The sequence below is a fragment of the Pedobacter sp. V48 genome (genome assembly GCF_000523515.1).
In the GTDB taxonomy this organism is placed as follows: Bacteria; Bacteroidota; Bacteroidia; order Sphingobacteriales; family Sphingobacteriaceae; genus Pedobacter.
This window is the reverse complement of sequence record NZ_AWRU01000030.1, coordinates 1-20254: the sequence shown is the minus strand read 5'-3', so window position 1 is coordinate 20254 and position 20254 is coordinate 1. Positions and strand designations below refer to the sequence as shown.

Here is a 20254-nt window from a genome sequence, read left to right as displayed (position 1 = left end):
TTCATGGATTACAGGCTCTTATCTGATGACGAATTAATTGTTCTTTTCAAAGGAAGTTGCCAGCATGCGTTTAAGGAAATGTATTTGCGGTACTGGCAAAAGGTATATCAGGTCGCTTATAAGAAAGTACATCATAAAGAGCTTGCCGAAGAGTTAACACAAAATCTCTTTGTAGAACTATGGAGACGAAGAGAAACAGTAACAATAAATTCATTAGGGGCTTATCTTTTCGGGAGTTTAAAATATTGCATCATCAATCACTACAAATCATTATTAGTTCAGGAAAACTATCATAATTACGTAAAGGCTTCTGCAAATTATGGGGTAGTAAACAATACCGATTATCTATTGATGCTTAATGAATTATCTGATGCACTGGCCAGGGGGATTGCTCTACTTCCAAAAAAAACTGCCGAAGTATTCAGGATGAGMCRRMYTKWWYAYYGATNCGGNKKRARRMTAYATCNTKANCAKYTYCATAKMTCNYKRRAWAGNCMRTTGRRKMTMAMATTNNSMAAKMRYWKWWWTSWWTTSKGTWWWATNMTTAAARAGTACCWRTTTCWWTTKKTTKYWWTKATWMKGYKWCYAYMRAKWTCNTWYWYTYTWWMMYTANYWYRRSGMTNMKKSCKANCTTAGCTTACATATAGTTTAAAAGCTATAAAAATGAGCAGAGAAGCATTTCATCTATTACTGGAAAGATACCTGCAGAACAGGTGTACAGATGAAGAAAAGGAAATTATTGAAAAATGGTATGGAATGCTTGATAAGCATGACATGGAAGATACTGCCCCAACCCAAATAAGTGCATTGGAGCAGAAACTGTGGGACAGAATACATGAAAGTGCCATCACAGAAACTCCTGTTCGTAAACTTAAGCCTCAAAATAAACCATCAAGGACTTTAATAACTGCCGTTGCTGCAGTAATTGCAGGCTTTGTAATTATTACCGCCTATATATTCTTTAGAGTAGATAGTAAAAAACCTGAATTCATTGTTGCTGCAATTGCAAACAATATTAATTCTATTTCAAATAATAGTGCTATACCCATGATAGTTAGTTTGGAAGACGGAAGTACTGTTACCCTGCAACCAAAATCTTTATTGAAGTACCCTAAACATTTTTCCAAAACTGTCCGTGAAGTCACGCTTGAGGGAGAGGGCTTTTTTGAAATCAGTAAAAATCCATCCAAACCATTCCTTGTATACAACAGCAATGTAATTACAAGAGTTGTAGGAACCAGCTTTATTGTAAAAACAAATAGTACAGCAAGCGAAACCGAAGTAACGGTTAAAACAGGAAAAGTAATTGTTTCTCCAAACTCGGGGAGCCTTTCCTTTAAAATTGATGACCTCTTAAAATCAGGTAAAGGAGTGGTACTTACCCCAAATCAGAAAACTGTTTATAGCGCCTCCGAAAATACATTTGCAACCACGCTTGTTGATAAACCTTTACCAATAGCAAAAAATAATAAGCAACCTATAAAAGAGAGCTATTCCTTTAATGACAGCCGTGTTGCCGATGTACTAAATCAGCTTCAAAAATCGTATGGGATTGAATTTGTTGTGGAAGACAAAGAATTGTACAGCTATACATTTACCGGTGACCTCTCTGAACAAAACTTATACAGCCAGTTAGATTTTCTATGTGAATCTATTCAGGCAACCTACCAGGTAAAAGAGACTAAAATAGTCATCAAAGAAAAAAGATAAAACCTAAAAATCAACCAGAACTAAAAACCTAACCAAACCAGCTTATGAAGAAAAGAGAATTTTACTAACCAAATGATCAAAAAAAACTGACAATGTTGCGGGACATTGCCAGTTAAGAATTCTGTACGAAAAGTTTCATATTAACGAACAAAACTCCTAAAGTTATGAAAAAAAAGCGATTTGTTGCTTTAATAAAAACAGCAATGAGGATATCTATAGCCCAAATATTTCTTGTAGTTCTATTCACATGTGGTGCAGCAGCAAAAAATGCCGGTGCTCAGGGGATATTGAATAAAGAAATTTCCATCAGCATTAATGATGCTAAGGTAACCGAGATATTAAATGAAATTCAAAACCAAACAAAAGTTAAATTTATTTATAGTCCATCGGTAATTAAGTCTGAGCGAAAAACATCAGCAAACTATATCAAAAAACGACTTGGAGATATCCTTGACGAGACATTAAATCCACTAAGTATCTTCTATAAGGTAATTGACAACAGAATTATTCTGTACGATAAAGATATGTCTAAGAAGATTAATGAACCAAATACCAATAAGCCTCCTCTTCCAATTAAAGGTAAGGTAACTTCAACAAAAGGTGAAACATTGCCGGGAGTAAGTGTAAAAGTAAAAGGGACTACAACGGCTACTATTACAGATATAAATGGAAATTTTGCCATTAGTGTGCCTGATGCTAATTCTGTTTTGGTTTTCTCTTATATCGGTTTTACATCAAAAGAGGTTCCGGTTAATGGGCAGAGCACTTTAAGTGTTCAACTTGTCGAGGAAGAAACTTCATTAGGTGAAGTTGTTGTTCTGGGATACTCAACACAAAAGAAAAAGGACCTTACCGGAGCCGTTTCTGTAGTGAATGTTGCCGACATGATTAAGCAACCCAGCCCATCCATAAATAACCTCTTGCAAGGACAGGCTTCTGGGGTTACCATTTTGGGGTCCGGACAACCTGGAGAAGAACCTCAGGTGCGTATCAGAGGAGTAAATACTTTTGGTAACAACAATCCACTTTATGTGGTTGATGGGGTTCCAACGCTCAATGTAGCCGATATTAATCCGAATGATATAGAATCGATGCAAGTATTAAAAGATGCAGGATCGGCTTCAATATACGGATCGCGTGCAGCAAATGGGGTTATTGTAATCAGTACTAAAAAAGGTAAGGATAAAGTAAAGGTACAATACGATGCCTATTATGGTACACAGCGACCTAAAACAGGAAACGTTTGGAATATTTTGTCGCCACAGGAGATGGCAAATCTGAAAAGACTTGCTGAAACAAATACCGGAGAAACTGAATTTGATGACCCCCTATATGGAAATGGTCCAACCTACGTATTGCCTGATTATATTTATCCACTAGGAGCTAAAGAGGGAGATCCATCTGTAAATCCATCCTTATATAATGTAAAACCCTTATTTACCTCTGATGAAGAGTACAATAACTTTTACAGAATTAATAGAGCAAACAAGGCAGGAACGAACTGGTATGATGAAATATTTAATCCGGCACCAATAACCAGCCAGAACATCTCGGTAAGTGGCGGTTCAGATCAGGGGAGTTATCTTTTCTCCGCAAATTATTTCAATCAGAAAGGAACACTAGATAGAACTTATCTAAAAAGATATACAGTGCGTTCTAATACTCAATATAACATTGGAAAATATGTTAGGGTTGGAGAGAACTTAGCTTATACCATTACAAATAATCCTAAAATAGACGGACTTAGTGGTGATAATGCTATAGGGCATGCTTTTAGAGAGCAACCTATTATACCTGTATATGATATTATGGGGAATTTCGCAGGTGGTTATGGCGGGAAATTGGGCGATGCCTATAATCCGGTAGCCATGCTGTATCGTACTAAAGATAATAAGGCAACAGACAACAGGTTATTTGGAAATATCTTTGCAGAAGCAGATATTTTGCCTTTTTTAACACTTAGGACTGCATTTGGTGCCGATTCATTTTCAGGTGCATCCAGATCATTTGTTTTTCCTCAATATGAAAATGCAGAGAATACAACTAGTAACAGTTATGCCGAATCTTCAAATACAGGATTAGAATACACCTGGACAAATACCTTATCATTTAACAAAACTTTTAACCTTCATAGTTTAAAGGTATTGGTAGGAACTGAGTACAACAAGAACCGGTATAGCACCATGAGCGGAAGTAACAAAGGCTATTTTTCATTTGATCCCGATTATACAAACCTTTCGAATGGTAGTGGCCCAATGGAAACTGTTAGTGAAAGAACTGCTGATGCCTTGTTCTCACTAATAGGGCGTGTTGATTATGCATTTAATGATAAATATCTTATCGGAGCTACTATCCGTAGAGATGGTTCATCTAAATTCCTGAAAAACACCTATGGAGTTTTTCCTGCAGTAAGTGCTGCCTGGAGGATTTCAAAAGAAAGCTTTTTATCCGATGTGAAATGGATTACGGATCTAAAAATAAGAGGTGGCTGGGGTATTATGGGTAACCAGGTAAATGTTTCCGGTGCCAACTCCTTTACAACATTTGGCAGTTCAATTGGCCAGTCTTATTATGCAATAGGTGGCGGAAATGCTGTGGTTGCAGGATTCTTTCAAAACCAAACCGGAAATCCGGATGCTAAATGGGAGAAAAATGTGAACTCAAACTTTGGTTTTGATGCAACATTATTTGGTGGCGGTATAGAGATCTCTGCTGATTATTACCAGAAAAATGTTCGTGACCTTTTGTACAATCCAGAAATGATTGGAACTGTTGGAGCTGCAACTGTGCCATTTGTTAACATAGCCCAAATGAAAAACGATGGGTTCGATATTTCATTAACAGGACATAAAGATATAGGAAGCGATCTTAAACTTAATGCCACGGCTACAATTACCACCTACCGTAATGAGATAAAAAAAGTATCTGGAGATGTGGATTATTACGACGTAGATTCAAGAAGATTTGATGGTAGTCGTATTATTCGTAATGCTGTAGGACACTCGGTTAGTGAATTCTTTGGTTATAAAATAGCGGGATTCTGGAATTCAGACAATGAAATTGAAGCTGCAAATACAAAAGCCCAGTCTGTTACTGGTGATCCAAATACTGTTTATCAGGATGATGTTAAAGTCGGCAGGTTTAAATACGCAGATGTAAATGGCGACGGAATGATTACGGCCGATGACAGAGCCTTTTTAGGTAATGCAAATCCGGATTTCAGTTACGGGCTTAACCTGGGCGCTAGTTTTAAAAACTTCGACTTTAGTGCTTTCTTTTATGGTGTTCAAGGTAATTCAATTTGGAATCAGGTAAAATGGTGGACAGATTTTGTGCCTTCTTTTGGTGGAGCAAAAAGCCACACAGCTCTTTATGACTCATGGACACCCTCGCATCAGAATGCAAAGGCACCAATACAGGAAACAACCCAATCTTTTAGCACAAACAGTGTCCCTAATTCTTATTTCGTAGAAAAAGGATCTTACCTGAGACTTAAAAACGTGCAGATTGGTTATACACTTCCTTCAAATAAGCTTCAAAAGCTGGGTGTAAACAGGTTAAGAGTTTATATCTCTGCGGCCAATTTGTTCACAGTAACAAAATACTCAGGAGTAGATCCGGAAGTTGGAACCTCAAGTGAAACAGGACAGCAAACAGCCTACGGGGTTGATGATGGTTCGTATCCAAGTCAACGGACTTTTTTACTGGGTTTAAATTTACAGTTTTAATTACCTAACGGTTTAAGGAAATGAAAAGATCAACATATATATTATTAGCCGTGCTGTTGTTTACAGGACAACTATTTTATTCTTGTAAAAAGGCTTTAATACAGCCACCTCTTGGCTCATTATCAGAAGAGCTTGTTGCTAACAAAAATGGTGTAAATGGACTGCTAATTGGCGCTTATGCCGCTTTAGATGGTATGCAAGGAGGCGATGTTGCCTTGGGCGGGGGCGATGCCTGGCAAGCCTCTCCAACGAACTGGGTGTTTGGCTCTGTTGTTGGTGGCGATGCTTCTAAAGGAAGCGATGGTGCAGATCAGCCGGCTATTGATCCAATTGCCAATTTTTACTCAGGAGCAACCAATGCTTTTTATGATGGCAAATGGAAAGCACTATATGAAGGTGTTACACGTACAAATAATGTTTTAAAACTCATGGCAAAAGCCACGGATTTGAGCGAAGCAGAACGTAAAAGTATTGGCGCTCAGGCACGTTTTTTACGTGGGCACTATTATTTTGAATTAAAAAAGATGTGGAATATGGTTCCCTGGATTGATGAAACCACAACTAACTTTAATCAGCCTAACAATGTGGATATATGGCCGCAAATTACAGATGATTTGAAGTATGCCTATGATAATTTACTTCCTGCTCAATCAGAAATAGGGAGGGCAAATAAATGGGCAGCGGGTGCATATCTTGCCAAGGCTTACTTGTACCAGCATAAATATGACCTGGCGAAACCTGTATTTGATGCGGTTATTACACAAGGCCAAACCAGTTCAGGTTTAAAATATGACCTGAATAAGAATTTTGAAGACAACTGGTTGCCAAGCAGAGAAAATAATCCGGAAGCAGTTTTTGTGATCCAAATGGCTGCAAATGCAGATCCAACAGGCCCTTCAAATGCTAATAATGGTGACATGCTTAATTTTCCTTATGGGGATGGAAGCCCTTTTAGCTGCTGCGGATTCTTCCAGCCATCAATAGATTTGGTAAACCATTTTAGAACAAACCCGGCTACAGGATTACCATACTTAACAAACTTTAATAGTTTTCCTGTAAAAACAGATATGGGAATAGAGGCTGGTCAAAATTTCACGCCAGATGAAGGAACACTTGATCCGCGTTTGGATTGGACTGCCGGTCGTCGCGGTGTACCTTATCACGACTGGGGAATTTATCCTGGTAAACCATGGGCAAGAGACCAAAGTTATGGCGGTCCGTATGGACCAAAAAAGAACGTTTATTGGAGTGAAAATGCAGATAGCGATGGAGACCAGGGCACCTGGGCACCGGGAACAGCTGTTAACTATTCAATTATCCGTTTTGCAGATGTACTTTTAATGGCTGCAGAATGTGAGGCACAAATTGGAAGTTTAGGTAAAGCTCAGGAATACGTAAACAGGGTTAGGGCAAGAGCTGCGGATCATGAAAGCTGGCTTTTTAAATATAAAGATGATGAAGACCCTTCTGCCGGATTCTCTGATGAACCAGCCGCAAATTACAAAATCAATGAATATCCAGCAGGAAATTTCACAAGTCAAGGTAAAGACTACGCCTTACAAGCGATCTATTACGAAAGGAAGATAGAGCTGGCAATGGAAGGCCACCGATTCTTTGATTTGGTGCGTTGGGGTATAGCTGATCAGGAATTAAATGCCTATTTTAGCTATCAGGGAAAAATTACATCTGACGTGAGGAACGGTAAATTTGTTAAGGGCAAGAATGATTATTACCCAATACCACAGCGCCAGATAGACTTAAGCCAATCTAATGGTGCGCCGGTTTTAAAACAGAACCCAGGATATAATTAATCTGAACATAACCTAAAACAATGAACCAACAACAACGTTTTTTATCACTCGATGTATTTCGGGGTATGACAGTCTGTTTCATGATTATCGTGAACACACCCGGTAGCGGAGCAGAGCCTTTTGCCATGCTGAACCACGCAGCATGGCACGGTTTTACACCAACGGATCTGGTATTCCCATCCTTCTTATTTGCTGTAGGAAATGCCATGAGTTTTTCTATGAAAAAGTTTACCCAGATGGACAATTCAACAGTATTGGCAAAAATACTTAAGCGTACACTGTTAATATTTCTCATAGGATATCTAATGTATTGGTTTCCTTTTTTCAGCTACAACGAAGGAGGAGGCATTAGTTTCTCGCCTGTAGCAAATACGCGAATTTTAGGTGTTTTGCAGCGAATCGCGCTTTGTTATGGTATTGCATCGTTGCTAATCCATTACCTGAGCACCAGAAGTGTAATCATTATCAGCTTATTGTTTTTGATTGGCTATTGGGTGGCATTGTTATTATTTGGCGATGCGACAGATCCGTTTAGTATGACAGGAAATGCTGGCCAATATCTTGACTTATATGTGTTGGGAGATAAGCATATGTATCATGGCGAAGGTATAGCTTTTGATCCTGAAGGGATATTGAGTACCATACCTTCGTGTGTGAACGTGATTATCGGATATTTTGCTGGTAAATTCATACAGGAAAAAGGAAAAGGATTTGAAACAATTTCGAAACTATTACTTGCCGGTGGCCTGTTAATATTAATAGCCATATGCCTTAACCCGGTATTCCCTATAAACAAAAAGCTATGGACAAGTTCTTTTGTCTTGGTTACCTGTGGTTTGGATCTGGTAATCATTGGAGCTCTAATTTATGTTATAGAAGTAAAATCGTATACAAAATGGACAAGTTTCTTTACAGTTTTTGGGAAAAATCCGTTATTCATTTACATTGTTTCGGAGGTTTTGTTAACCATCATAGGGGTGATCGTTCCTGGTTTAGATTTCAGGGGGTGGATTAGTACTAAGTTTTTTCAGGTTATCGCACCTGGTCCTGTTGGTTCATTGCTTTTTGCAATTTGTTTTATGCTTACCTGTTGGCTGGTAGGCTATATACTCGATAAAAGAAAAATATACATACGCGTTTAGTTATCAAACAAAATGAAGAGATTCTGTATTCTAATTGCACTACTTTTTAGTGGTTTAATAAATGCTTATGCACAACCGGCATTGCCGTTTAAGATTAGTGACCTCCACATTACCAGAGAGGTCTTGAATAATATTGATGACAAGACCTTATCAGTATTAACCATTACTAATAATGGCAAACAAACATTACCTGCCGGAGGGTGGAGTATTTACTTTAACTCCAGACCTATGGAGGTTACCGGTACCGACAGTCTTAGTGCCGTAGTAAAACATATAAATGGAGACTTATTTCGTTTGTATCCCTTAAAAGGTTTTGCTGCTTTAAAATCGGGTGCATCAAAAAAGATCAAAGTGGTTTCAACGGAGGTAAAAAATATTACAGATCTCTCATCAGGTTTTTATCTGGTGTGGGACAAAAACCCTTCTAAAGGATATAATATCAACCATACAGATATAAATCCGGCTCAGCAGGTCGAAAAAGTAGAGGCTGAGGTGGCGGCTCAAGTATTTAGCCGGAACAAATCTATTCAGGATATTCCTCTAGATAAATTGCCCAAAGTTTTTCCAACTCCTGTATCGTATAAAGAACAAGAGGGGGCATTTAAATTGACCCCAGAAGTTTCGATAATAACTGAAATTGAGTTTGAGAATGAGGCCAATCTATTTGCCGATGAATTATCGGCTATACTAGGTAAAAGACCTTCTTTTGTTCAGCCGCCTGCTAAAAACATTATTGTAATTAAAAAAGGAAGTGTAAGCGGTAGTGAGTCCTATAGACTAAGCGTTACACCAGAAAGTATAGTTGTCACAGCTGCCGAATCGGCAGGCGCATTTTATGGTATACAATCTTTAAAGACTTTATTCCCTTCCACATCTTGGGGAGCTATCCAAAAGGAAATTGCAGTACCTGCAGTCGAAATTGAGGACGCTCCCCGGTTTGGATTCAGGGGATTCATGATGGATGTAGGACGAAATTTTCAAGCTAAAAAGGAGGTACTGAAAGTTTTGGACGTGATGGCGCTTTATAAAATGAACGTGCTTCACTTCCATTTAAATGATGATGAAGGATGGCGATTGGAGATTCAAGACTTGCCTGAACTTACAACTGTTGGCTCGCAACGTGGTCATACTATTGATGATGGCAAAAATATTCTCCCATCGTACGGATCTGGAGCTGATATAGGTGTAAATTCCGGAAGCGGATTTTATACACGCTCCGATTTTATTGAAATCCTTAAATATGCTACTGCAAGGCATATCCGTGTGATACCTGAGATTGAAACCCCCGGCCATGCAAGAGCCGCCATTAAGTCTATGGATGCCAGGTACGAAAGATTAATGAAAGCAGGTAAAAAGGAAGAAGCCGGACAGTATCTGTTGCGAGATTTGAATGATAAATCAATATATGAATCTGTTCAGGGATGGAATGATAATGTAATCAATGTGGCGCTACCATCAGCGTACAACTTTCTTGAAAAAGTGGTCGATGAAATACGCATTATGTACACAGAAGCCAATGCACCACTGGTAACAATACATTTTGGTGGTGATGAAGTCCCGGCTGGAGTGTGGGAAAAATCTCCTGCTGTAGCAAATTTGTTAAAAACGGATATTTCAATTAAAGGGGTAGATGAAATGTGGTATTACTATTTCAACAAGGTCAATAATATGCTTAAAACAAAGCAATTGTATTTGTCGGGCTGGGAAGAAATAGGACTAAGAAAAGCACTGGTAAATGGAGAAAAGAAGATGGTGCTTGATGATCGTTTTGCTAAAGAGAATTTCCATGCCGATGTTTGGAATAACTTAAGTGGTAATGAGGATCTTGCTTATAAATTAGCGAATGCAGGATATAAAGTTGTATTAACTTGCGTTACAAATCTTTACCTGGATCTCGCAACCAACAAAAGTTTTAATGAAACCGGCCAGTATTGGGGTGGTTATGTCGATGTAGATAAACCTTATTATTTTGTTCCTTATGAACTATTCAAAAATTTAAAGGAAGATGAAAGCGGTAACCCTATTGATAAAAAGATATTGGAAGGGAAAACTACACTTACTGAATTTGGGAAATCAAACATTGTAGGCATACAGTCGCCTTTGTGGAGTGAAATCATTAAAACCCCGGAAAGATTTGAATATATGCTTTTGCCAAAGTTGTTTGGTGTAGCTGAAAGAGCTTGGGCAAAAAATCCGGAATGGGCTACTGAAGCAGATACCCTAAAAAGCAAAGCAATGTATAACAAGGATTGGTCTGAATTTGTGAACATTGTAGGCAAAAGAGAAATACCAAGGTTAAATCATTATTCAGGTGGTTATAATTACCGTATTCCAACTGCAGGGGTGGCAATTGAAAATGGTAGAGTGACTGCAAATGTGCAATTGCCGGGTTTTGTAATTCGATATACCACAGATGGAACAGAGCCGACAATAAATAGCAGTATTTTCAAAACAGCTATTGATACAAAAGGCACAATACAATTAAAAGTATTTAATACCGAAGGCAAATCTGGCCGTTCGGTTAAAGTGCAAAATAAATAGGAAAGACAAGACAGTACAGGTTGCTTGTTAACTATTATAATTGGATATTTATTCAAGTTATGAGATTTTTCAAAAGGTAGAATAACTATTCTGCCTTTTGAAAAATTCATTTTTTTGAGACCAAATATAAAATCTAATTATGTTACAGCACATAGCATTCTGGCTTTGGGATTTTTTAGGCCATCTGCATCCTTTAGCAGTGCATTTTCCTGTAGCGCTGCTTTTATTTGCTGCTATACTGGAGCTATTCACTTTAAAAAACTTTAACTCAAAACTACGCTCAGGCATTGATGCCCTCCTTATTGCAGGATCACTTGGGGCTATAATTTCTGCTGCTTTGGGGTGGTTGCTGTATCAGGATGGAGATTATAGCGGCGATGTTTTAACGTTGCACCAGTGGATAGGATTTACAACTGCTGCACTTGGCGTTTTAACGCTTGCTTTTCTCTACCAAATCCGCAAAAAGGATAAGCTTAAGCAAATTAAAATTTACCGGGGCTTATTGTTTTCAACAGCAATAGGCGTTTCTGTAGCCGGACACTTTGGGGCTAATTTAACGCACGGAAGCGATTTCCTCTCCAGCACATTGCCATGGAGCATGGATTATGAAACAAAGAGCTCAGATAATTTTAGTCTTGTTGCATTAAAGGGCGATACGGCTAAACTTACAAAAAAGCAGGAAGTAGAATTAAATACAGAAGTAAGGGCTATACTTGCGCATAGCTGTTATAAGTGCCATGGTTCAGAGAAAGTAAAAGGAGATTTAAGACTTGATGGGAAACACGTTGCTTTTAAGGGTGGCGAGAATGGACCTGTTATAGTGCCAGGAAATCCTCAGGAAAGTGAAATATTTAAGCGTATTTCTTTACCCGCAGATCATAAAGATGTAATGCCTTCTAAAGGGAGAAAACTGCCTGAAAAAGATATTGAAATAGTTCGGTTTTGGATAGAAAAAGGTGCCCCATGGCCAGATGACGGCACCAAGCAAAACGTTTTCAGAGTGGCTAAACTTGAACCACGCAATCCTGTTCTTCCTGCTCCCTCAAATAATTTATCTAACCCTGTTGATTTATGGACGAACCAATATTTTGCTAAAAACAAGATTAAATGGCCTTCGTTAATCGATGACCATACTTATTTACGGAGAATTTACCTCGATATCATTGGTTTGTTGCCTAGCCCGATCGATTTGGAATCATTTTCAAAAGATGCAAGACCAGATAAAAGAGCCCTGTGGGTTAAAAAGCTATTGGGTCTTGATAACGATTATGCATTGCATTGGCTAAGTTTCTGGAATGATGCTTTAAGAAACGATTATTCAGGAACCGGATATATTACAGGAGGTCGTTTCAACATTACTGATTGGTTGTTCAAGTCATTAAAAACGAATAAACCATATGATCAGTTTGTAAAAGAATTAATCAGCCCTTCCGAAGAGTCAAAAGGATTTATAGAAGGTATAAAATGGCGCGGAGTTGTCAATGCCAGTCAAAGAACAGAAATGCAGGCAGCTCAAAATGTTTCGCAGGTATTTTTAGGTCTTAATCTGAAATGTGCTTCTTGTCACAATAGTTTTATCAGCGATTTAAAGCTGGATGATGCTTATGCTTTTGCTAATATTTTTGCAGATACAACGCTGGAAATTAATCGTTGTGATAAACCAACCGGAAAATATGTAGATGCCAGGATGCTTTGGAAAGAACTTGGTACTATAGATAACAAAGCACCTGTTAAGGAGAAACGGAAACAGTTAGCCGAAAATTTAATTAAACCAGAAGACGGACGACTTTATCGTACTATAGTAAACCGGATTTGGTCGCAACTTATGGGCCGTGGTTTAGTTGAGCCAGTTGATGTTATGGACAATGAGCCATGGAGTCAGGATTTACTAGATTGGATGGCATTTAATTTTGTTGCCAACAAAGCTGATTTAAAAGAACTGATTTATCAGATTACCACATCCAATACCTATCAACTTCCTTCAGTAGGCTTTAAAGAAGTAGCGCAGGTTAGTAACCCGAACTATAAATTTAAAGGAATGGTACGTAAAAGGATGTCGGCCGAACAGTTTACGGATGCTGTAAGCAGCGTTATAAATCCTGTTTTTGCTGATTCAAACATTAGATATAACCCTCAAATTAAGCCATCCTTTATTCGTGCTTCTTTGGTGGCAAACAATAGTTTTCTTACTGCTTTAGGTAGGCCAAACAGAGAAACAGTAGCCACCAGCAGAGATTCACAAGCCAACTTGCTACAAGCTCTTGAGCTTACCAATGGCTGGAGGTTTAATTCTGTACTTAAAAATGGTGCCGAGCATTGGAAAACAAATTTTAAAAATACCGATTTGCTCATTAAAGATATTTACTTAAAAACTTTAGGCAGGGAGCCGGTTGAGAAAGAGATTAAAATAGCCAAACAGGCTCTTGGTAAATCTCCTGGTGTTGATGCTATTCAGGATTTATTCTGGGCGATGGTACTGTTGCCCGAATTTCAGATTATCTATTAACCCGAATTATGCTTAAATTAACTATAATCTTAAAAGATGAATTGGAATAGAAGAGACTTTTTGAAGAATACGAGCGCAGCAACTTTAGCTGCTATGGCTGCTGGCATTCCTCTTACCAATTTGCTATCCTCATGCAATTCAAAAAGTAACCATGCAACCGCAGATACTGTTATTTTATTATGGATGGCAGGAGGGATGGCTCACACCGATACTTTTGATCCAAAGAAATATACGCCCTTTTCCAAAGGCATGCAGGCTAATAGTGTGTTGAGTACCTTTAAATCTGTACCTACCATTTTAGATGGGATTAATTTTTCTGAAGGATTGCAATCTATTGGAAATGTAATGGATAAAGGAACATTGATCCGATCGTATGTAGCTGCAGATATGGGACATATATTACATTCGCGCCATCAATATCATTGGCATACCTGCTATAAACCACCTCAATCCGTTTCGGCTCCTCATCTTGGGTCTTGGATCGCAAAAGAATTAGGCCCATTAAATCCGGTAATTCCTGCTTTTATAGATATAGGACAACGGTTTACCCTTGGTGAGGCAGAAGAGTTGAAAGCTTTTCATACTGCAGGGTTTTTAGGTAATGAATTTGGTCCGTTTCTAATACCCGACCCTTCTGCCGGATTAGAAAGTGTGCAGCCACCTGTGGGTATGTCCTCAAGCAGATTTGAAAAACGGAACAAACTATATTACGATCTCATTAGTAAAAGTCCAATGGGTGAATATGGCAGTGATTATCAAAAGGAATCCTTAAAAAGATCCATGGAACAAGCATATATCCTATTAAAATCTCCCGAGGCCAAAGCTTTTGACCTGAGCCAGGAGCCTAAAGAAATATATGATATTTACAACACAGGAAAGTTTGGGTTAGGCTGCCTTATGGCACGCAGGCTTACAGAGCAAGGTGCCCGTTTTATTAGTGTAACTACCGAATATGAGCCATTTAAAGGCTGGGATACCCACGACAATGGTTATACTCGTCTGATAGAGATGAAAAAGCAAATAGATGGCCCCGTAGCGCAGTTAATTAAAGATTTAGAGAAGAGCGGACGATTAGATAGAACCCTGGTTATTTTAGCAAGCGAATTTAGCAGAGACATGATGGTTGAAGGGCGTCCCGATGCAAAAGTACAGGAGCAGGTAGAGCAGCCAGATATTATACAAGATATAAAAAACTACGGTATGCACCGTCATTTTACAGATGGCTGTTCAATGCTAATGTTTGGTGGAGGTATAAAAAAGGGAAGCGTATATGGCAAAACAGCAGACGAAAGACCATGTAAAACGATAGAAAATCCTATAGTTATAGATCAAATCCATCAAAGCATTTATCATGCGCTTGGGATTGCTCCAGATACGAATTATCTAGTCGAAAAAAGGCCGTTTTATACTACGCCCGACGGGTTAGGTAAGCCCGTAATGGATCTGTTTTCCTGAAATTCATCGGTTCAGAAGTTAACCGAATAAAAAACGCCCTGTTTGTTTATTGCAAACAGGGCGTTTTTCTATTATTTTGTTAAAATGAAAAGTCGTCGTTTTGAACCCTTGTTCCAGCACCTTCGTGGTTTTCAGAGTATTCATAACGTTTTTCTACCACTTCCTGATGACTTTTAATATAATCAACAGTTTCATTTAGTCCTTCAGCAAATTTCTCGAAATCCTCTTTGTATAAAAAGATTTTGTGTTTTACAAAAACACCATCTTCCAGTCTTTTTTTACTTTCGGTTAAGGTTAAGTAGTAATCTCCTGATCTTGTTGCTTTTACGTCGAAAAAATAAGTTCTTTTACCAGCTCTTACTTTCTTTGAAAAAACCTCTTCTCTCTCTTTGTTGTCAAATTCTCCCATGGTTGCTATAGCTCTTGGTTTTGGTTCGGGTAAATATAAAGGAATAATTACTAAAGTTCAAAATAGAAATTACACAGATTGACTTTCTTCTTCAAGTAATTGGTTCTGATACATTTCTGCATATGCGCCACCTTTTTGCAATAACTCGTTATGAGTACCCTGCTCAATGATTTGACCATCATCAAGAACCAGAATTTTATCAGCATTTTTTATAGTAGAAATCCGGTGAGCAATAAGAATACTTGTCTTGTCATTCATTATTCTACCTAAATTATTCAGGATCTCTTCTTCGGTTCTTGTATCGACAGCCGAAAGGCAGTCGTCAAATATCAGGATCTTTGGTTCTTTGATCAGTGCACGGGCTATGGAAACGCGTTGTTTCTGTCCGCCAGACAAGGTGATTCCTCTTTCACCAAGCATAGTCTCAAATTTAAGCTCGAAATCAATAATGTTGTGATAAACGGCAGCATTCTTTGCAGCTGTTTCAACTTCATGATCGTTAACCCTATCAAGACCAAAAGCGATGTTATTTTTGATCGTGTCAGAAAATAAAAATACTTCCTGAKRTWYRAMGMCTNNMTTTSGWTGCGATAATCTTGCAAATTAAGGTCTTTTAAGCCTTTGTCGTCAATTGTTATCTTACCGCCGTCCACATCATACATCCGCATCAATAAATTAGCAAGAGTTGATTTTCCAGAGCCTGTTCGGCCAATAATTGCTACGAACTGTCCTTGTTCAATTTCAAAGCTTACATTTTTTAAGGCTTCTATGCCGGTATCTGGATAAGTGAAACTTACATTCTCAAATCTGATATTCCCATTTATTGCTCTTTTTTCCTGCGTATTAGAATTAATATCGGGCTTAAGCTGTAAAAATTCATTAATTCTTTTTTGTGATGCGGAAGCCCTCTGGATAAGAGTAGTTACCCAGCCAAGCATGGAAACAGGGAAGGTTAACTGGTTAACATATACAATAAACTCTGCAATGTTCCCCGCTGTTATGGAACCATTGATCACTTGTTTTCCGCCAACATAAATGGTAAGGATAGTACTTAAACCCACAAGCAGAAGCATGGTAGGATAAAATAGCGCCTGCACTTTAACCAAGCTCATCGCGCTGTTCTTATAACCTTCACTTTCAGCCGCAAACACTTTTTTTGTATGTGTTTCACGAACATATGATTTTATGACCCTTATACCCGAAAATCTTTCCTGTACAAAACTAGATAGATTGGAAAGCTGCTCCTGAATGAGTTCACTTTTCCGATTGATCATTGTATTCACAAAATAAATTATGATAACTAATGCCGGCAGTGGCAAWAAAMAAAAGATAGCMAGTGTGGCSTTAMSAGAGAACATGGCATAAATAACCAGTAAAAAGAGGACACCCGTATTTATGGCATACATAATTGCTGGCCCAACATACATCCTTACTCTGTTTACATCTTCAGTAGCCCGGTTCATCAGATCACCTGTATTGTTTCTGCGATAAAAACCCAGACTTAGTTCCTGATAGTGTGCATAAATCTCGTTTTTCATATCATATTCAATGTGTCTGGACATGAGTATGATCGTTTGGCGCATAAAAAATAGAAACAGTCCCCTTAAAAGGTAAAGCACCAAAACAAGTGCACCAAAGTATAGCAAACTGTAAGAGAAAATATCGTAAATAACCTCACGACGCTCAAATCCGTAAAACAAACCATAAATCTGGATGTTCTCGGTAATTAAATTGAACGCATGACCGATAACCTGAGCTGGGATTACACCAAAAATATTTGATATAATCACGAAGAAAACTCCTGGAATAATCCACCATTTATATTTATAAAAGTACTTGTTTAAAAACCGGAGGTGTTTCATGAGGAGGTAAAGTTAGCCAAATGAAGATAAATTTTTTAAAGACTTTAGTTAAAACAATGTAAATAATGTTTTTTTGACTAGTTTTGCGGCTTATCTGATAAACAAAATTATATGTCTGGTAATAGTTCTATCGTAAATTCAGTTTTAGATCAAATTGGTGCCTCTGGGCATAAAAAGGTTGTTTATTGTAATGATCCCGATACCGGTTTAAAAGCGATTATTGCTATTCATGATACTACATTGGGCCCTGCAATAGGGGGTACAAGAATGTGGAATTATGCTACCGAAGCTGAAGCACTTGAGGATGTGCTCAGATTATCAAGGGCAATGACATATAAAGCGGCCATTACCGGCCTTAATTTAGGTGGGGGTAATGCTGTAATCATTGGTGATTCTTATAAAGGAAAATCAGAAGCCATGATGCGCAGCTATGGCCGATTCATCAAAAATCTAAACGGAGAATTTATCACTGCTGAAGATGTTGGTACCAATACAAGAGATATGGAATATATCCAAATGGAAACCAAACATGTTACAGGAGTTCCTGAGTCATTAGGAGGAGCAGGTAATCCGGCACCAACTACAGCAAAAGGGGTTTTTCTTGGTATTAAAGCCTGTGTTAAAGAGGTTTTTGGTACTGATATGCTTGCTGGTCGTTCAGTTGTGGTACAAGGTATAGGTAATGTTGGTGAGCACTTGGTTGAATTACTAAGAGCAGAAAATGTAGAGGTTTACATTAGCGATATCAATGAAGATCGTTTGCAACATGTAGCACGTACCTATAAGGCCAAACCAATTTCTGCAGATAAAATTTTTGGATTAAATGCCGATATTTATGCTCCATGTGCTCTTGGGGCTACGGTAAATTCAAAAACCATTGAAAAAATGAAGTTTGCTATTATTGCGGGTTCTGCTAACAACCAATTAGCTGATGAACAATTGCACGGCAAACTTTTGTTAGATAAAGGAATTTTATTTGCTCCTGATTATCTGATCAATGCCGGTGGTTTAATCAGTTGTTACTCTGAGCTTACAGGATATGGTAAAAAACGTACAATGCAGCTTACAGAGAACATTTACAATGCTACGCGCGATGTAATTAAAATGTCTAAAAAGGATAATATCCCAACAATATGGGCAGCTAACCGCATTGCAGAACAAAGAATAATAGATATAAAGAAAATAAAATCATCATTTTAATAAACAGGTAATTTACCACTCGTTCTTACATTCATGTTAAACAGAAGGCACTTAAGAATTAAAGCTTTGCAAAATATATTTGCTTGGCACATGACAGACAAAAGAGATTTAGCTTCAGCAAAGAAGGCTCTTATGCACAGTATTGATAATGTATATGAAATGTACATATGGATGCTTTCACTTTTAGTAGAGGTTACGGAATATACCGGTGTTGATGCAATAGAACGTGCTAACAAGCACCTGCCTACTGCAGAAGATCTTAATCCGAACTTAAAATTGCAAAACAATAAATTTGCAGTTACTTTAAAGAACAATCCGGATTTCGTTGCTGCCGTAAATAAATACAAAATCAACTGGATGGCGGATCCTGAATTTGTAAAAGCAATTTTCAACTCTTTGAAAGTTACTCCAGAATACACTGCTTATCTAGCAGATGAAGTAAATGATCTGGAAGAATCTAAAACCATTATCAAATACATCTTTAGAAAAATTATTCTTAAAAGCCATAATATTATACAGGCATTTGAAGATAAATTTATCAATTGGTCTGTTGATAAAGAGGTAATGCAGGGTATGGTTGCTAAAACCATCAAAAATTTTACATCAGAGGATGCATTCGCAAACAAACTTACGCCTATCAGTCAGGATTGGGACGAGGATAGCAAATTTGTTGAAGATCTATTTATCTACACCCTTAGAAATGATAAAGATTATCAGGCACTTATTGCAGAACGCACAAAAAACTGGGAGTCTGAGCGTATTGCTTTAATGGATACAATATTGATGAAGATGGCAATTTGTGAACTGCTAAATTTCCCGTCAATACCTGTTAAGGTAACTATAAATGAATATCTGGATTTATCAAAAGATTACAGTACACCGAAAAGTAATTCATTTATTAACGGTATCTTGGATAAAATTATGGGCGATCTTAAAAGAACCAACAGCATTAAAAAAATTGGTCGCGGACTTATAGAAGAATAAAAATTTATGAAGAAAATTTTGTTACTGGCGGCAGTTGCGTTAACATTAGCATCGTGCCAATCAAAAACTGACAAAAATGTTGATGCAGCTTCAACTATTACTGACACTTCTGCAATTGCAGCAAGTGCTGATTCTGCTAAAGCGGAGGCAATCCGTCATACAGATGGACCAGTACTAACTTTTGAAACTAATAATTATTATTTCGGTAAAATAGAAAAAGGCGAAAAAGTCTCTTATAGCTTCAAATTCCGGAATACCGGCAAGATGCCGTTAATAANKAYCGRRRCCATTGCAACTTGTGGCTGTACCGTTCCTGAAATACCAAAGACGCCAATTAAACCGGGACAAGCGGGCGAGCTTAACGTTGTATTTAACAGCGCAGGCAAAACAGGCAGACAAGATAAAATAGTTTCGGTTAAATCTAATGCACTAAACAGTGCAATTGAATTACACTTAACAGGAGAAATTAAAGAATAATATAAATTTATATAACAATAGTATGATATCAACAATAATATTGCAGGCAGCTGGTGGTAGCAGCATGCTAAGTACTTTAGTGCCAATGGTATTAATCATGGTAGTATTTTATTTTTTCATGATCAGACCACAGGTAAAAAAAGCAAAAGACCATAAGAAATTGGTTGAAGATTTGAAAAAAGGAGATAAAATAGTTACAACTGCTGGCATACATGGTAGAATTGTAGACATGAACGATACTACCTTCCTTATTGAAGTTGAAGGCGGCACAAAAATTCGTTTTGATAAAACTGCAATCTCTTTAGACGCAACCAAAGCAGCGGCTCCAAAAGCTGCAGAAGTTCCAAAGGCATAATTTGATGGTCGTCATCCTGAATTTATTTCACTGTTGTCCGGTTAACTTTATAACCGGACAAATTTTATGGCCTA

Annotated in this window: 11 protein-coding genes and 3 pseudogenes; 12 read left to right on the top strand and 2 right to left on the bottom strand. The window is 37.8% G+C overall.

The annotated features are described in order from the left end of the window. The first annotated feature begins 3 nt into the window (after nucleotides 1-3). The 8 genes and pseudogenes from N824_RS38600 (at nucleotide 4) to N824_RS20125 (ending at nucleotide 14893) form a co-directional block, all read left to right on the top strand. Nucleotides 4-636: pseudogene (locus tag N824_RS38600) on the top strand (RNA polymerase sigma factor). Nucleotides 637-663: 27 nt separating this feature from the next. Further along, complete coding sequence (locus N824_RS20155; protein ID WP_048906956.1) at nucleotides 664-1710, top strand: FecR family protein; 1047 nt, start codon at nucleotides 664-666, stop codon at nucleotides 1708-1710. A 164-nt stretch (nucleotides 1711-1874) separates the two neighbouring features. Then, nucleotides 1875-5438: a TonB-dependent receptor gene (locus N824_RS20150; protein ID WP_048906955.1), complete on the top strand. Its 3564-nt coding sequence runs from the start codon at nucleotides 1875-1877 to the stop codon at nucleotides 5436-5438. 20 nt (nucleotides 5439-5458) lie between these two features. Then, the gene (locus N824_RS20145) at nucleotides 5459-7249 is read left to right on the top strand and encodes a RagB/SusD family nutrient uptake outer membrane protein (protein WP_048906954.1); all 1791 of its coding nucleotides are present in this window, start codon (nucleotides 5459-5461) and stop codon (nucleotides 7247-7249) included. 20 nt (nucleotides 7250-7269) lie between these two features. Further along, entirely contained in the window at nucleotides 7270-8391 is a 1122-nt protein-coding gene (locus N824_RS20140) for an acyltransferase family protein (protein WP_048906953.1), read from the top strand. 12 nt (nucleotides 8392-8403) lie between these two features. Continuing rightward, complete coding sequence (locus N824_RS20135; protein WP_048906952.1) at nucleotides 8404-10932, top strand: family 20 glycosylhydrolase; 2529 nt, start codon at nucleotides 8404-8406, stop codon at nucleotides 10930-10932. Nucleotides 10933-11071: 139 nt separating this feature from the next. After that, on the top strand, nucleotides 11072-13438 hold the full coding sequence (locus N824_RS20130) for a DUF1549 domain-containing protein (protein ID WP_048906951.1): 2367 nt from the start codon (nucleotides 11072-11074) through the stop codon (nucleotides 13436-13438). Nucleotides 13439-13474: 36 nt separating this feature from the next. Beyond that, the gene (locus N824_RS20125; protein ID WP_048906950.1) at nucleotides 13475-14893 is read left to right on the top strand and encodes a DUF1501 domain-containing protein; all 1419 of its coding nucleotides are present in this window, start codon (nucleotides 13475-13477) and stop codon (nucleotides 14891-14893) included. A 79-nt stretch (nucleotides 14894-14972) separates the two neighbouring features. Here N824_RS20125 and N824_RS20120 read toward each other — a convergent pair whose 3' ends face one another. Continuing rightward, the gene (locus tag N824_RS20120; protein WP_048906949.1) at nucleotides 14973-15302 is read right to left on the bottom strand and encodes a DUF3276 family protein; all 330 of its coding nucleotides are present in this window, start codon (nucleotides 15300-15302) and stop codon (nucleotides 14973-14975) included. Between the two features lie 69 nt (nucleotides 15303-15371). Next, nucleotides 15372-17164 (bottom strand): annotated as a pseudogene (locus tag N824_RS20115) (ABC transporter ATP-binding protein). A 111-nt stretch (nucleotides 17165-17275) separates the two neighbouring features. Here N824_RS20115 and N824_RS20110 point away from each other — a divergent pair. From N824_RS20110 to yajC, 4 genes and pseudogenes are all read left to right on the top strand, one after another. Then, a complete protein-coding gene (locus N824_RS20110) occupies nucleotides 17276-18364 on the top strand; it encodes a Glu/Leu/Phe/Val dehydrogenase (RefSeq protein WP_048906948.1) in 1089 nt (362 codons plus the stop codon). Between the two features lie 90 nt (nucleotides 18365-18454). Beyond that, entirely contained in the window at nucleotides 18455-19348 is an 894-nt protein-coding gene (gene nusB, locus N824_RS20105) for a transcription antitermination factor NusB (RefSeq protein WP_235207223.1), read from the top strand. A 6-nt stretch (nucleotides 19349-19354) separates the two neighbouring features. Then, nucleotides 19355-19825, top strand: a pseudogene (locus N824_RS20100) (DUF1573 domain-containing protein). 22 nt (nucleotides 19826-19847) lie between these two features. Next, nucleotides 19848-20180 carry a preprotein translocase subunit YajC gene (gene yajC / locus N824_RS20095; protein ID WP_048906945.1) on the top strand — a complete coding sequence of 111 codons (333 nt, stop codon included), beginning with the start codon at nucleotides 19848-19850 and terminating at the stop codon, nucleotides 20178-20180. Nucleotides 20181-20254: the final 74 nt, after the last annotated feature.

Coding starts and splice junctions, on each gene's coding strand:
- N824_RS20150 (WP_048906955.1), top strand. CDS start 1,875: ATGAAAAAAAAGCGATTTGTTGCTTTAATAAAAACAGCAATGAGGATA.
- nusB (WP_235207223.1), top strand. CDS start 18,455: ATGACAGACAAAAGAGATTTAGCTTCAGCAAAGAAGGCTCTTATGCAC.
- N824_RS20135 (WP_048906952.1), top strand. CDS start 8,404: ATGAAGAGATTCTGTATTCTAATTGCACTACTTTTTAGTGGTTTAATA.
- N824_RS20130 (WP_048906951.1), top strand. CDS start 11,072: ATGTTACAGCACATAGCATTCTGGCTTTGGGATTTTTTAGGCCATCTG.
- N824_RS20125 (WP_048906950.1), top strand. CDS start 13,475: ATGAATTGGAATAGAAGAGACTTTTTGAAGAATACGAGCGCAGCAACT.
- N824_RS20145 (WP_048906954.1), top strand. CDS start 5,459: ATGAAAAGATCAACATATATATTATTAGCCGTGCTGTTGTTTACAGGA.
- N824_RS20120 (WP_048906949.1), bottom strand. CDS start 15,302: ATGGGAGAATTTGACAACAAAGAGAGAGAAGAGGTTTTTTCAAAGAAA.
- yajC (WP_048906945.1), top strand. CDS start 19,848: ATGATATCAACAATAATATTGCAGGCAGCTGGTGGTAGCAGCATGCTA.
- N824_RS20155 (WP_048906956.1), top strand. CDS start 664: ATGAGCAGAGAAGCATTTCATCTATTACTGGAAAGATACCTGCAGAAC.
- N824_RS20140 (WP_048906953.1), top strand. CDS start 7,270: ATGAACCAACAACAACGTTTTTTATCACTCGATGTATTTCGGGGTATG.
- N824_RS20110 (WP_048906948.1), top strand. CDS start 17,276: ATGTCTGGTAATAGTTCTATCGTAAATTCAGTTTTAGATCAAATTGGT.